At 69.4% G+C, this 13,901-nt stretch carries 11 protein-coding genes and 4 pseudogenes; 5 read left to right on the forward strand and 10 right to left on the reverse strand.

Features of this window, described 5'->3' with window-relative positions:
• Nucleotide 1: 1 nt before the first annotated feature.
• Complete coding sequence (locus V4Y04_RS37390) at nt 2–223, forward strand: hypothetical protein (protein WP_332433197.1); 222 nt, start codon at nt 2–4, stop codon at nt 221–223.
• Here the strand turns inward: V4Y04_RS37390 and V4Y04_RS38010 are convergent.
• The 3 genes and pseudogenes from V4Y04_RS38010 to V4Y04_RS37405 all read right to left on the reverse strand — a co-directional run.
• Nucleotides 113–1,174: pseudogene (locus tag V4Y04_RS38010) on the reverse strand (DEAD/DEAH box helicase); the annotation flags it as partial. The gene V4Y04_RS37390 and the pseudogene V4Y04_RS38010 sit on opposite strands and share 111 nt — an antisense overlap.
• Before the next feature lie 320 nt (nt 1,175–1,494).
• A complete protein-coding gene (locus V4Y04_RS37400) occupies nt 1,495–2,295 on the reverse strand; it encodes a Hachiman antiphage defense system protein HamA (RefSeq protein WP_332433199.1) in 801 nt (266 codons plus the stop codon).
• 186 nt (nt 2,296–2,481) lie between these two features.
• Complete coding sequence (locus tag V4Y04_RS37405; RefSeq protein WP_332433200.1) at nt 2,482–3,342, reverse strand: hypothetical protein; 861 nt, start codon at nt 3,340–3,342, stop codon at nt 2,482–2,484.
• Nucleotides 3,343–3,693: 351 nt separating this feature from the next.
• Between V4Y04_RS37405 and V4Y04_RS37410 the strand changes: the two genes are divergently transcribed.
• Nucleotides 3,694–4,233 (forward strand): hypothetical protein, encoded by a 540-nt coding sequence (locus V4Y04_RS37410; RefSeq protein WP_332433201.1) that lies wholly within the window; start codon nt 3,694–3,696, stop codon nt 4,231–4,233.
• Here V4Y04_RS37410 and V4Y04_RS37415 read toward each other — a convergent pair.
• The 4 genes and pseudogenes from V4Y04_RS37415 to V4Y04_RS37430 form a co-directional block, all read right to left on the reverse strand.
• Entirely contained in the window at nt 4,211–4,681 is a 471-nt protein-coding gene (locus tag V4Y04_RS37415; protein ID WP_332433202.1) for a hypothetical protein, read from the reverse strand. The genes V4Y04_RS37410 and V4Y04_RS37415 overlap by 23 nt on opposite strands.
• Nucleotides 4,678–5,136, reverse strand: a pseudogene (locus V4Y04_RS37420) (transposase); the annotation flags it as partial. The gene V4Y04_RS37415 and the pseudogene V4Y04_RS37420, both read right to left, overlap by 4 nt.
• Before the next feature lie 13 nt (nt 5,137–5,149).
• Entirely contained in the window at nt 5,150–7,249 is a 2,100-nt protein-coding gene (locus tag V4Y04_RS37425; protein ID WP_332433203.1) for an ISAzo13 family transposase, read from the reverse strand.
• 52 nt (nt 7,250–7,301) lie between these two features.
• A pseudogene (locus tag V4Y04_RS37430) lies at nt 7,302–8,099 on the reverse strand (IS256 family transposase); the annotation flags it as partial.
• A 137-nt stretch (nt 8,100–8,236) separates the two neighbouring features.
• Here V4Y04_RS37430 and V4Y04_RS37435 point away from each other — a divergent pair.
• The 3 genes and pseudogenes from V4Y04_RS37435 to V4Y04_RS37445 form a co-directional block, all read left to right on the forward strand.
• Nucleotides 8,237–8,620: pseudogene (locus tag V4Y04_RS37435) on the forward strand (integrase core domain-containing protein); the annotation flags it as partial.
• Between the two features lie 372 nt (nt 8,621–8,992).
• Nucleotides 8,993–9,352 carry a transposase gene (locus V4Y04_RS37440; protein WP_332433227.1) on the forward strand — a complete coding sequence of 120 codons (360 nt, stop codon included), beginning with the start codon at nt 8,993–8,995 and terminating at the stop codon, nt 9,350–9,352.
• Nucleotides 9,268–9,786 carry an IS5 family transposase gene (locus V4Y04_RS37445; RefSeq protein ID WP_332433204.1) on the forward strand — a complete coding sequence of 173 codons (519 nt, stop codon included), beginning with the start codon at nt 9,268–9,270 and terminating at the stop codon, nt 9,784–9,786. The genes V4Y04_RS37440 and V4Y04_RS37445 overlap by 85 nt, the downstream gene beginning before the upstream one ends.
• Here V4Y04_RS37445 and V4Y04_RS37450 read toward each other — a convergent pair.
• From V4Y04_RS37450 to V4Y04_RS37460, 3 genes are all read right to left on the reverse strand, one after another.
• Entirely contained in the window at nt 9,704–10,270 is a 567-nt protein-coding gene (locus tag V4Y04_RS37450; RefSeq protein WP_332432107.1) for a hypothetical protein, read from the reverse strand. The two genes, V4Y04_RS37445 and V4Y04_RS37450, sit on opposite strands and share 83 nt — an antisense overlap.
• Nucleotides 10,271–10,578: 308 nt before the next feature.
• A complete protein-coding gene (locus V4Y04_RS37455) occupies nt 10,579–11,055 on the reverse strand; it encodes a hypothetical protein (RefSeq protein WP_332433205.1) in 477 nt (158 codons plus the stop codon).
• Nucleotides 11,056–12,519: 1,464 nt separating this feature from the next.
• Nucleotides 12,520–13,575: a hypothetical protein gene (locus V4Y04_RS37460; RefSeq protein ID WP_332433206.1), complete on the reverse strand. Its 1,056-nt coding sequence runs from the start codon at nt 13,573–13,575 to the stop codon at nt 12,520–12,522.
• Between the last annotated feature and the right edge of the window lie 326 nt (nt 13,576–13,901).

Below are 13,901 nucleotides of genomic sequence, written 5' to 3' on the forward strand. Positions count from 1 at the left end.
CGTGGTTGGTGCCGTGGGCGGTGGGCTCCAGCCAGCGGGCGATGTCTTCGCCGTTGGGCAGGACCGCGGACAGCAGGACGATCCGCGCCTGCGGGGTGGTGCGGCGGATCCGGGTGAGGACCATCTCCAGGCGCAGCCCGCGCACGGACCGGTCGATGGAGTGTCCTTCGTCGACGAGGACCAGGCGCAGCCGGCCGGCGAGTTCGGGGGTGTTGCGCAGTAGCAAGTCGAGTTTCTCGGTGGTGACGACGAGGACGTCAGTGTAGTCCAGGAGGTGGTTCTCGTAGCGGACGTGTTCGGCGCCGCCGAAGAGGGAGGAGACGCGCAGGCCGACGAGTTCGAGGCTGGCGGCGAGGTGCCGTTCGACCTGGGCGGCGAGCGCGCGGGTGGGCACCACGTACACGGCCAGCGGCGGGTCCATGAAGCGCAGAAGCAGCCCGAGGGGGCTGTCGTCGGCCTCACCGGTGTCGGCGAGGGCGTGGAGGATGGCCCACTCGGCGATGTGGGTCTTGCCCGCGGAGGTGGGCATGGTGACCGTGAAGTTGTGGGCCCGGGCGTCAAGGAGTCCGGCGTCCAGGGCGGTGCGCTGGGAGGGCCAGACCTGGGTGAGCGGGCGGTCGGAGACGATCAGGGACTTGATATAGCGCTCCCAGGTCCTCGACCAGCTGGAGGCGCGGCGCAGCAGGAGCCACGGGGAGGTCGCGACGATGTCCTCGACAGCGTGGGCGAGGGAGTCGACCAGGGTCCAGGTGTCTACGACGGAGGCCTGGAGGAGGATGGCAGCGGCCTGCTTCAGGTCGCTAACTGCCGCGCGCCCGGCCGCGCGGTCGCCGGTACGCCACAGGGTGGCCAGGGAGCGTGCCGAGCGGCCGACCAGGCCGTAGGCGGCCACCACGGCAAGGTCCGCCTGCTCGGCCCGGCCCGCGGCGAGCGCGGCGGTGAGTGCGCGGCCGAGGCGCGGCAGTTCGCTCGCTGCGGCGACGCCGAGCCGGGCGGCGGTGTCGATGTCGCGGCGCAGGACCGCGCCGGCGGCCTCGGCGATCCGGTGCGGGGCGACTGCGGTCAGCCCGTCGGTGTCGGGCATGTCCCCGTAGGTGAACAGCTCCCCGACTTCCTGCTGGAAGGTGCGGGCAATGGCGGTGGCGTTGGCCTGGTAGCCAGCCAGGCTCCACATCGTCGCCGAGATCGCCAGCAGTTCAATCCGTGTCTCCGGCTCGTTCGCCCGCGCGGCGAGGTCGGCGTAGGCCTGGGCGATGTCCGGCAGGGGCCCTGGGTCCGCGCGGCGCTCGCGCGGAGTGCGGGCCAGTTGCCCGAGCCGGGCAAGGGAGAGGCCTCGGCGCAGGGCATCGGGGTCGTAGGTGTAGTCGGCTGCCCCTTCGGTGCTGATCTGCTCGGCCAGGACGTGGGAGCGCAGCTGGCCGCGCAGAACCGGGGATGCCTCTCCCGTGGACAGTGCCTCGTCGCCAAGGCGCCGTACGGTCCCGTCGTCGTCCCTCACGCTGTTCCCGCCGCCGTTCCGTTGTCCTTGCCGCTACTGCCGGGGGCCGTCTCCGCCGCCTCGTAGACGCGGCCGACGAAGTCCTTGAGATCGTCGATCTTGACGACGGTCAGCTCGGTGCGCTGGGTCACCATCGCGCCGAGCCCGGCCACGATGTCCTCTTTCCACGACTTGGCGTCGTGGACGAAGAGCATGTGCCGCTCCACCCGGCGCCGCCCTGGCTCGCGCAGCAGCGCGCCGAGCCGGCGTGCGAGAAACACCTGCCCGCGGTCAGCGCAGCGCGCCATGAGGAAGTGGAGGCTCTCGTCCAGCCTGTCCAGAACCTTCTCCAGGCTGTCGTACGCCTCGTTCCCCACCCTGTTGTCCCGGGAGGCGCGAGTCTTCACCTCCGGCACGGCGATCGCCGGAGGATCCTGCCGGAAGCGGAACGCCAGCACGTCCGTGCCCTGCACGGCCTGGGCCGGGGTCTGCTTGTAGCGCAGCTTCAGGACTGGGACGCACCACCGGCGCACCCTGCGGTAGAGCGCGCCTGTGACGATCTCCCCGAAGTCCCCGTGCCGGATCTTGCGGTCCGCGGGAAGCTTGTTCTTCCGCAAGTAGCCCGCAACCTCCGGCGCACCCAGGTCGTCGAAGACATTGGCGAGCTCGCCGGGAGCCAGGTAGTTACGCATCACCTCATGGCCCAGCCGTTCGACAAGCTCGCCGTCCTCGATCAGCCCCCCGTCGGCGAGCAGCTGGTACTCCAGCAGCCCGTCCGGCTGCTCCACGTCCTGCGGCTTGAGCCACTTGTCGAACACGCGCCCTTGCCCTCCCCCGGCGCCGCGCCTGGTCGGCAAGCGCACCTGGGCCAAGGCTAGGCCAGTGCGTGCCATCGGTCTTCATCCTGGCACTGGAAGTTCCCGTGCTGCACAAGCTGATCGGCTGAACCGGCGGCGGGGCGCCGGGCCGGCACACCCTGCCCGGCCCCGCCGCCTCTCGGACATTTACAGGGCGTCTGTGCGGCGAAGACGTCGCGGTTGAGGGTCAGGGGAGGTGCTGTGGAGCTGTTCCAGGACCTTCTCCATACCGAGCAGGCCGGCGTCCTGGCTGATCTGCTGGAGCCAACTGTCGATGAGGGCACGGCGCTCTGCAGGGTCGCGCTGGTCAACGCCCGGGTCGGCGAGCAGATTGGCCCCTCGTGATGTGCCAGCGTCCGGCACCGAGGTCAGTCCGTTCCCGGCGAGCAGGTCCGCCATATCCGTGCTGCTGAGAAGGTCCAGGCCGAGCGGCTGGGGCATCACGAGAGGATCGACACCCGCCAGAGCGGCGAGCGCTCCGGTGACCTTGTCATCGACCAGCGTGGCCGTCAGGGCGTCGACCAGCTCGTGCAGGCGGGCGATGGACAGGGGCGCCGCGCGGCCGAGGGTGTGCCGGAAGCGCGCGACGACTTGCAAGGAGACCTGCAAGTGCGAGACGGCAGCCCCGTAGGCGTCCGGTAAGTCGATCCTGGCCACGGCCTCCAGCGGGAAGGCCGGCGCTCCGTGCGGGCCGCCCTGCCACAGCAGCCGGACCTTGCGGGCCCGGTTGAAGCCCGACCGGTGGAAGGGATTCATGCCGCCTTCGCCGATCGATGCGCACCAGCAGAACAGGGCGTGGTGCAGGGGGGAGTTGTTCAGCGCGTCGGCAAATGCCTGCACGCCGCGCTCCGACAGCGGGCGCCAGGTGGCCGATGCGTCCACCGGAACGAACATCCCTGTACGCACGAGGAAGTCGGCGCTCGGCTTCCCCTGGTCGTCCATGGGCAGGTCGGCTGGCGGCAGCCGCAGTCCGGCAGCCACAGCCTGGGGCGCGGCTTCGTTGATCAACCGCGCGAGCCCCGCCCGGTCCGCTAGGGCGTTGCGTCCGTGCAGCCGGATCGGGGCGGCGCCTTGGACCAGAAGTGGATCGAAGGTGTCATCAGGTCAAGTTAGCGAAGCTGTATGGGCCCACACTCCGGGTTTCCCTGCCGCTCGCCGGGCCGCTCGCGCAGCCGTACGCCGGGATCGCGTGCGGCTTGCCTCGTCTGCTCCGTTGTCGCCGTCGTTCAGCGGTCGGCGAGCAGCTGCTGGAACACGAAGGCGGTGCCGCCGACTGGTGAAGCGGCGGCAGGGCGCGGTCGGTAAGCCATCCGTGTGGTGTGAGCGCAACCGGCAGTGTTCAGCAGGAGTTACGCAGGCATGGCACGTAAACGAAATGACCCCGCACAGCGGCGGGCTCGGGAGGCCACGCGCCGCGCTGCGGCCGCTGAGCGCATCGGTCCGCGCCCCAAGCGCGCACCGCGTCCGCGCAAGCTGGCGTCGCTGTACGACCTCAACCCGCCCGGTGCCTTCTACCGCGAGTGGGACCGGTTGACTGTGCCGCTGGGCATGGCTGGTGTCAGTCCGGTCGATGCGGTTGAGGCCCAATTCGGTTCTGACTCCGGCGTAGCCGACACGATGAGGACGCTTCTGCGTTACGCGGACATCTACGGCACGCAGATCCCCGTAGCCGCGGCCACCCACCTGGAGACACTGGCACGGATCTCTGGCATGGCCGCCGATACGGCCTCTCACGAGGGCATCACCGAGGACGAAGCCATTGAGTCGCTGCATTCCCTGCACGCCGCAGGATTTCTGCTCATCGACGATGATGGCTCGGTGTGGCCTGACCTGACGGGAGCAATAGTCAAGACCTGTGGATCGGTTTACTCGCGGCTCAGCGCGAGCGCTGCTGCTTGAGGGTGATTCTCGCGGTATTGCGGATCCGCTTGGTGCGCCCGCGCTCAGCGAGGATTTCGAGGGCGTCGGAGTTCGACGCAGCGGCCGCTTTACGCTGGAGCCAGTCGGATGACTCGAGCAAGGCGTCCTGGTGCCAGGGCCGCCCCAGCGTGATGGCGCGGAGGAGGGACCACTCCCGAAGCCGTCGGGTCAGGAGCGGGTAGCGGATGGTGGCCTGGGTCATCGACTCGGTCCACGGTTCGTAGGCGGGTCCGTGATGGAGGTCGGTGGCCCGGCGGTCCAGGTGCCGCAGGACGGCAGACTGCGCCATCGTCTGGTCCGGATCGGTGAGGACTTCGCTGACCAGGCCGGCCTCGTCGGCGTCGGTCACCTGCTCCAGCTTGCTCAGGTAGGCCGCGAAGCGGAGGTGCTCGGCGGGCTCCTCCTGCGGAGTGTTGTGGTGATTCACGCGGCCTGATCCTGCCGCTCGACCAGGATGCCGTTCTCGAACCTGGCGCCGGCGCGGACCAGTGCGACCAGATGGGCCCCGGTGATCGCCCGCCAGCGGGCCTGGGCGGACTCGACGAGCTTGAACACCATCGCCAGGGCCGCTGCCGGGCTGCCGGCGCCGCGGGTGACCTTGGTCCGGAGTTTCACGGTGCTGAAGGTGGACTCGATGGGGTTGGTCGTGCGCAGGTGCACCCAGTGCTCGGCGGGGAAGTCGTAGAACGCGAGGAGCTCGTCGGCCTCGCCGGTGACCTTCTTGGCCGCTTTCGGCCACTTCGCGCCGTAGGTGCGCTCGAAGTCCTTGATCGCCTTCTCGGCGTGGTCGCGGTCCTCGGCATTGTAGATCTCCTGCAGGGCCCTCTTCGCGCCGGGCTGGGCCGACTTCGGCAGTGCATTCATGACGTTGCGGACCTTGTGAAGCCGTAAAGAATCAATTTGTCGGTGTGTCGGTTTCTTCATGCGCCGCGGCGAGGAGTTCGGTGGCGGTGCGGTAGCGGGTGGTGGCCGGAGGTGGGAGAAGTCCGCTTTCGGTAAGCAGGGGCCGGATCTCGCGGACGACGTTCCCGATCGAGGACCTGCTCACGTCCCCCAGCACGTCGGCGAGGATGTCCAGGGTGCACAGTTTCCGCAGGTAGAGGATGGCGACGACAACGCGTTCTCTGTCGCCGAGCTTCTGCGGGAAGACGCCGCCGCGGCTGCCCGGCTGGCGATCGGCACCCCGGAGCTGGTAGGAGGCACGTTCGACCTGGGCGACCTGGCGTGGGGCGAGGCGGCGAGCGAGCGCATCCAGCTCCGTGCGGGACATGCCGGTAAGCCGCGGATGGGACAGGCTTTCCATGATCCGGGTGCGCGGCGGGGTCTTGTCGGTGTCGAGGAAGGCCATCAGCGTGTGCGCCGTGGTGAACCGGCTGGGGGCGTAACCGGGCTGGTGGCCGTGGTCCTCCAGGACCCGGCGGGTCTCGGCGATGAGGTGGCCGATGCAGGTGGGGGTCACCTCCAGCATGTCGCCCAGCAGCTTCATCGAGCAGACCTGGCGCTGGTAGAGGAGGGTGAGCATCACCCGGGTGGCGTCGTCGAACAGCGGCTTGGCCCGCTGGTTTCCGGTTGCGCGCCGGGCGCGTCCACCGCGCTGCTCGCTGTAGCGTTCCTGGGTCCGGGCGGCCTGCAGTGGGGCCAACTCAGCGCATAGTTCTGCGAGTTCCGTGCTACTCAGCCCGGTCAGGCGTGGGTCCGCGAGACGGGTGACAAGCTCGCGGCGGCGGTCGGCGACGCCGTGTGCCTCGCCAGCGGGCGACACCTGCGGCGCAGAGGGTTCGGGCAGCAGGGCGTAGTTCCACTGGCCGTGAACCTCATGCCGGACCAGCGGCAGCGCGGCGAAGCGGTCCTTGCTGATCGCGATGCCGGTGGGGTAGTCACCGGGATCCAGGTGGGCCTCGACGCGCAGACCAGCCCGGGTGCGGGTGGCGGCGATCGTCTCGATTACGACTTCGTGGCTGGTCAGCGGCCTGCCTCGCCAGTTGTGGGTGATGTGTGAGAACAGCCGGTGCTCGATTTTGTTCCACTTGCTTGTGCCCGGAGGAAAGTGACACACCGTAATTGTCAGGCCCGTCTCGGCGGCCAGGGCAGCCAGTTCGCTCTTCCAGACTCGGTAGCGGTAGCCGTTGGAGCCGCCCGCGTCCGAGGTGATCAGCAGTCGTGACGCCTTCGGGTAGTCGAGGCTGCCGCGACAGCGCCACCAGCGGCGGATGGACTCGACCGCGAAGACCGACGTGTCGTGATCGACACCGACGTTGACCCAGCCGGTGTTGCGGGCGATGTCGTAGATCCCGTACGGGATCGCCTGCTGAACGTCCGGGCCGCTGAAGAAGAAATGATGGTCCTCCACCTCGACCGGCTCGCCCCTGGGCCGCCACTCGCGGCCGGCCATGGGCAGCCGTCCGATCTGCTCTCGCTTCTTCGTATCCACGCTGACCACCGGCTCGCCATCGGCCTGGTGCTGCTTGACCTGCTCGTTGATGTAGCGGAACTGGGCATCCCGGTCGGGATGCTGGGCACCCTCGAGGGTCTTGACGTTCGCCTGCAGGCTGAAGCCCTCCTGCTTGAGCAGCCGGCCCACCGTCGGCGCGGACACCGGGTGCCCCTGCCGGGTCAGCTCCTCGGCCAGGTTGCGCAGCGACTTCGTCGTCCACCGCAGCGGAGACTGAGGATCTCCCCGCTCGTCCGGCTCGACCAGGCCCAACAAGGTTTTGAGCAGGGCAGGATCGTTGGTTTCAGCCCGCTTGCGGCCTCCACCGGGTGCACGCACCCGGCCGTCCGGCAGCGGCCCGGCACCCGCTTCCAGCTCCGATACTCCACGACGCACGGTCGTCTCGCTGACCTGCGCGATCCGCGCTACCGCCCGTACGCCGCCGTGCCCGAGCAGCCGGGCCTCGGTAGCCAGGGCCAGCCGCCGCTGCCGCTCGTTCAAGTGCGGCAACAACACCGAGAACCTGCATTGGAGTTGGGAACAGATCTCCTCCGGAACCGCCATACCCTGACAACGAGCCTGTCCCTGTAAAGCAGCACCTTGATTCTTTACGGCTTCTGTGAACCCAGCACCTCTGGTGCCTGGCCTGCGGAAACACCTCCGCGAGGGCCCGCCACAGGCCCATCGCGCCGTCGCCGACGACGAGCTCGGGGTCACGCATGCCCCGCCGGCGGCAGTCACGCAGCAGATCCGCCCACGACTCGGTCGACTCGCGCAGCCCCTCGGCCAGTGCGATGAGTTCCTTGCGGCCGTCCGCGCGCACGCCCATGAGGACCAGGACGCAGGAGTGGGCCTGGCCGAGACGGACCTTGGGGTGGACGCCGTCGGCCCACACATAGACGTAGTCGGAATCCGACAGGTCACGGGCCTGGAAGGCGGCGTGGTCGTCGCTCCACTGCTTCGTCAGCCGGGTCACCGTCGCCGCCGACAGGCCGGCCGAGGAGCCCAGGAACTGCTCGAGTGCGGGCACGAAGTCCCCGGAGGACAGTCCGTGCAGGTAGAGCAGGGGCAGCACCTCGCTGATCTTCGGGGACTTCCGGCACCACGGCGCGAGGATCTTCGACGAGAACCGTTTGCGCTCACCGGTCTCCACGTCGACGCGCTTGTCGTTCACGCGGGGCGCCTTCACCGCGACCGGCCCGGCGGCGGTGGTCACCGTCCGTTCGCGATGATGGCCGTTGCGGACCACCAGACGGCGGCCGGCCTCGTCCCGCTCACCGGCCAACTCGGCTATGTACTGGTTGACTTCGGCTTCCAGGGCCGCGGCGAGCATCCGCCGGGCACCCTCACGGACGATGTCGTCCATCAGGGAGCCGGTCTCGGTGGTTCCGTCGTTGCTGACTACGCTGAGCACGGGCGTGCCTTCCCGACCCGCGCAGCAACGCGGGTCTACTCGGTGACCATCAATCGATCACTCGGGAAGGTACGCCCTCCGCGTTCCGCGAGGCACCCCTCCCGAGGCCGATCCACAGGTCTTGAGCATTGCTCGGTCTCGGCGTCACCAAGTCGCATTCGCGGCCGAAGACGTCGAACGACAACCCGTACAGCGAGAGCCAGTACAAGACCCTGAAATACCGGCACGACTTTCCCGAGCGTTTCGGATCCCTCGAGGACGCCCGGGCGTGGTGCACCCAGTTCTTCACCTGGTACAACGAGGAGCATCGGCACTCCGGGATCGGCCTGCACACGCCCTACGACGTGCACTTCGGTCTCGCCGGGCAGCTCCGCGAGATGCGTGCCGACGTCCTCCGGGCGGTCTACGCGAAGCACCCCGAACGCTTCGTCCGCAAGCTACCGGAGCCGCCGAAACTCCCCCAAGTGGCCTGGATCAACAAGCCGACACCAGACGGCCCACTGATCCCGGCACAACGTTAGAACGATCTACCTGCCTTGATCGCTTTGACAGGTTCCGGCCGCCCCAGAACTCTCCCTCAAAACCAGCTAAGTGCGTTGTGGCAAACCGGATCTTGTTCGAGCGGCAGCGGGTGATCATCTGGACGGAGGTTCGGGTGCGGTCGCGGGCATGAGAGAACGGGCCCCTTGGTAGTGACGCGGTTACGACACCAGCACGACCAAGGAAGCCCGTTGCCTGATCAGTTGAGCAGTATCTCTGTGCATGCGTCCACCGCGGTCACCCCTGGGTGTGACTGCTACGTGCACCGGTTCGGTTCGCTCGCTCCGGGACGGCGGGCAGGCTGCTATCCGAGTGACATGACGGATGCGGAGTGGGCCGAGGTCCGCGCCGCGATGCCGGTGCCGGCCTGGCTCCTGAAGCGGGGCGGGCGCCCCGAGGCGTACTGCCACCGGACAATGCTCGACGCGGTGCGCTACCTGGTCGACAACGGAGTGAAGTGGACGGCTCTGCCGGTCGATTTCCCTTGCTGGCGGGCGGTCTACGACTTCTTCCGCCGCTGGCGGGCCTACGACTATGCGCGTGAACTCTACGAACGCCTGCGACGTTCGGCGAGGAGCGCGCCGGCCGCAACGCCGAGCCCAGCGCGGGAGTCATCGACAGTCAGTCGGTGGACGCCTCCGAGACCGTCGGCGAGGACAGTCGCGGATACGACGGCGGCAAGTCACGTGACGGCCGCAAGCGTCACATCCTGACCGACACCGAGGGCCTGCTCCTGGAAGTGACCGTGACCACGGCCGATGTGCACGACTCCAAGGCCGCCCCCGCACTGCTGGAGACGTTCATGCAGCAGCCGGGCCGGCTGCTGAAACTGGTGTGGGTCGACAGTGCCTACCAGGGTCCGGCGCTGGCGAAGGCGTTCGCCCGTCACGGAGTCCGGACCGAGGTCGTGCGCCGCTCCGACGGACAACGCGGATTTGTCGTACTGGCCCGCAGGTGGGTCGTGGAGCGGACGCTGAGCTGGCTCTCCCGCTCACGCCGCCTCAACCGCGACCACGAACGCCGCCCCGACCACCACGCCCAGATGGTGTGGTGGGCCGCCGTGATCAGACTGTCCCGGCGCCTGGCCGCAGACGCTCCGCGCTGGCCGGAGAAGCGTCCCGGCCGACTGCTCCGGGCTCAGGCATGAACCGTCCGTCCTTCGCCCGCACCAGCCAGCCCCGCTTCTCCAGCACATAGGCACGGTGACGGATCTTCTCCACCTCGTTCTTGATCTCCGCCTCCCGGCCCACCGCCCGCGTCAGCTCCACCCCGTTCACCGGCCCCGAAGCGGCCACCACCGCGGCGAACACCTCCCGATACAGGCCGCTGAGCACCTCCTCACCCATGCCCGACCGCCACACCGGCGGCCGCCCGCCATGCCCCGAGCCCGGGCCGCCCGATCCCACGGCGGCAGCCATCTCACCACCGGACGGCACCGGAACCGGCGTATTCACCGGGCTCTCCCCGGCCAGCACCGACACAAGCTCCTCACGCCCCACCCGGGCCCGCTCGACCCGCTCCCGCGCGGCATCCACCTCCGCCTGAGCCTGCTCCAGGACCTCCGTCCAGGACTCCAGATCCTGCCTCGCCCGCGCCTCACGCTGTTCCATCAACCCCAGCACCGACGGCATCGCACCCTCCTCGATCCATAACAAGCCGTCCGCTGCCTGCCCCTACCCCAAGGCGATCATGCCCCGCACACGAAGAAGCCCCTGCTCATCGAACAGGGACTCCCTTTGCCACAACGCACTAACCCACCATCCACAAAACCCGGGGCTTGACAATTCATCAAACACGTCAGTGCTGTATCTGCAACCGATGTCAGCGGCACAACACCGGCCGTCACCATCCCGGCCAGGGCCGACACCACCCCGGATCACTGACACATCAACGCCAAAACCACACCGACAAACCGACGCAGATCATCAAACGCCCGGAGCTACGACCCCGGGGTGCTTCGCGCGTAACGGCGGTGCACTGCACGCAGCTGGGTCAGCTGCTTCTCAAAGCCCCCCGCGTCAGCGGCGCCAACGTACGGCACCGGCAGCCAGACCACGGAGCCGTCGCGCAGCATGGCCGCGACACGCAGCCGGGGGCCGCTGCGGGCTCGGGGGTCGGCAGCTATCGGCAGGTCCTCCAGGCGGAGGATCTCGTCCCACTCCAGCCGCCGCCAACGCAGCATTGCGCGGATCCGCAGCCCGTCCGGGCCCGCCTCCACCCGGCGCCTGAGCACCCCGAGTGCGTACCCGACGGCCCCCACACCCACGGTCCCGGAAAGGACCCCCCACTTCTCGGCGTCCGGCACACCGAGGCCTGCCGCAACCCCCGCCGCGACCGCGACCGTCGCGGACAGCGCGGTCGCCCAGCGCGCGGACGCCCCTCCCATCCGCAATGACAACTCATCATGACCCGCCATCCGCATAATCCTACCTCCCGCTCGCCGCCGCACGTAGGCCGCCGATCACACCTGGTCGTGCCGCCCGAAAGGCGGCCCACGGGCCGGAACCACTGCCGACGAACACCGCCCGCACGGATGACACGCCGGCTCCGCACCTCCTGTTGTCGCTGGGCTCCAGGTCACGTCCGCGAGACACTGGTGTCCTGTGACGGCGCACCTTGCGCGCCTGCCAACGCTGAGCGGCTCTGGTCGAGCGCCTGCGCGCTGGCTCTCTCCAGTTGCCGTCGGGGTGTGCTCAGCGCTTCCTGGAAGAGCGGGTGGAACGGCCCGTTCTTTTAGGAGGAGCGCACCATGGCGCAACCGGTAAGTCGGCCAACGATCAGCGCTGAGCAGTTCAGCCGAGTGTGTGACGAGATCAGGAGCACGGCGGCGCCCGAGAAGGACGCTCAGGCCATCCGGGACTGTGCTCTGCGCATCGTGCAGACCCTGGGCCTGGCGCTATCCACGGAGGACCCGAGCAGGCTCCTCACCGAACTCATGGCCCCTGGGGTAGCCCCCACCCCAGGGAGCCCCCGGTACGCCCGAGAGACCATCCTGGACATGCCTGACGAACAGCCAGGAGAAGATGAAGGTCCGGTCAGGTAGACCGAGCCGTCACGCCTGATGACAGGCTCAGCTCGCCGGAGGGCGCCTGGCCCCCACCGCTCAATCTTCGATGGCAAGCGGTCAAGGTTCGCTGGCCCAGGACACCGTCCGGCACTGGCCCGACGTCTCTGACCTGCGCGATCAAGGTCTCGTCACCGGCCCGGCCTGCACCGACCACTCCCCTGGGACACCCCTTTTGGGCACAGCCGGTCCGACCCGAGGTACCGCCGGCTTCCGCCCCTCCTTCCCCGCGGCCCGGCCGCTCCAATGGCCGGGCAAGCACGCCCGGCCGACGCGCAACACCATGCCCTGGCCTCCCGAACCCCTGGCGAGTCGACCGCTGTCCAGCCCCGCCCCCTCCCTTCTTCTTCCTGCTGGTGGGCGGCTGAGGGTCTTCATCAGTCCCGGCGTGGCCACCAGCGGCGCCGCCTGCCCGCGGCGGAGCCGTGCACAGTCTCCCCGGCCTCCATGGGTGCCGGGGCCGGTGTAGGGACGACGGGCGCCTCGAACGGCGGTGCGGGCTGGGGAATGGCTGCTCGGCCGGGGCCGGGGTCAGGGCCGCCAGGGCGCGCTGCAGATCCTCGATGTGGGCGCCGCGTTCGTCCAGGCGCGCCTTGAGGTGCCGGGCCTCGGCCTCGGCGAGTTGACGGGCGGGCTGTTCGTCGGCGAGCGCCAGGGCGGGTTCGTGGCGCAGCCGGCCCAGCTCGGTTCGCAGGGCCGCCGCCTCGTCGCGGGCGGGGTTCTGCTGTGTTTCGGCCGGTACCGGGTCCCGGTCGACCGCCGTCGTGCCTTTGTGTCGGCCAGGGCGCGTATCAGGCAGCCTTCGCCCTGTTGGCGTCATGGGGTGGTGCGTGTTTCGGCGGCGGAGATGACCTTCTGGCGCTGCCGGTGGCGCCGTTCGTACTCCTGGGCCTGGTGGGCGACGCCGGCGGGGACGTTCTGCAACCGGGTGGTGAGCTCGTCCCGGCTCATGGTGTCGTAGCCGGGCCAGGGTTCGCTGCCGCGCAGCTGTTCGATGGCGTCCAGGACCGGGGGGCGGTTGGAGTGGGTGCGTTCGTATCCCTCGATGACCGTCAGGTCCGACTGGGAGAGTGTGCGCAGCTGCTGCTGGATTTCGTCGACGCTGAGCTGGCTGAAGCGGGGGATCGGCAATTCCTCCTCCCGTGTCACCGCACCCTGGACCTCTTCGGCCATGCGGGTCGGCTCGGGCATCTCGCGCACCGCGCCCCCGGCCGCATCCCGGGCCCGCTGGCTGCCGGTCTGGGCGACGTCTTGCACCCGGTCGGCGGCGGTCCGCACGGCGCGGGCGGCCGCGTCGGCCCAGTCGCCGCCGTTCTCCTGGATGAAGCCGTTGGACGCGGCCGCCACGGCCCGGGCGTTCTGGGCGACGCTGTCCTCCAGTCTTTCGAGCAGTTCCTCGTTCTGGTGGCGCAGTGCGGCGAGCAGGTCGGCGGTGGCCTGGTCGTGGGCCTCTTCGGCGATGCTCTGCCCGGCCCGGCAGGCCGCCAGCGCCCTGGCTGTGACCGCGTACTCGTCCTGGGCGTTTTTCAGCAGCCGCCGCTCGTCGTTGGGCCGCCGGCCGCGCAGCATGTCCGTCACGAGCGTGGATCCGATCGTCAGCGGCAGCATGGCGGTGCGCACGGCGCTGCGCGAGATGAACCGCGCGATATCGATGCTGTCGCCGACAAGCCCGCTGCGGGGCCGCAGATCGCGCATGTGGTGATCGATGCGCTGGAGGCTGTCTTGGACGTCGTCCACCTGGCGCTCGAGCATCTGCCGGTACGGGCCGGGCGGCGTGACCGTCGCATCCGCCCGCAATCGGTCGACGAGCGCCTCATGCGCCTCACGGGCGTCTTCCAGCGCCGGTACGAGCGCGTCCGTCATCACTGCCATGGGGTGCTCTCCCTGGGGTGGGGGTCAGGCGGCCAGCCCACGCTCGCCGCGCCTCGGGAATCGGCTGCCTGCCGGGCATTGCCGAGGGCTGGCAACCAGGGACCATCCTGTGGGACCCCCGGCAAGATTGCCCGGCGGTCGGTTCGCGTCCGGTACGGCCAAGACCGGCCGGGACGCCTCATGCCTGCCGCCTGCCACCCCTGTGGGGCTCAAGGCAATAGGTGGGGAAGACCTTCCGGGGGCGGCCCGACCCCGCGGCCCCGGGTGGGCGCCGCGGTGAAGGCGGCGTGGGCTGAACGGGTGATGACGGCGGTGGTGCTGTGTCA

Origin of the sequence: Streptomyces sp. P9-A2 (assembly GCF_036634175.1) — a bacterium.
GTDB classification, from domain to species: domain Bacteria; phylum Actinomycetota; class Actinomycetes; order Streptomycetales; family Streptomycetaceae; genus Streptomyces; species Streptomyces pratens.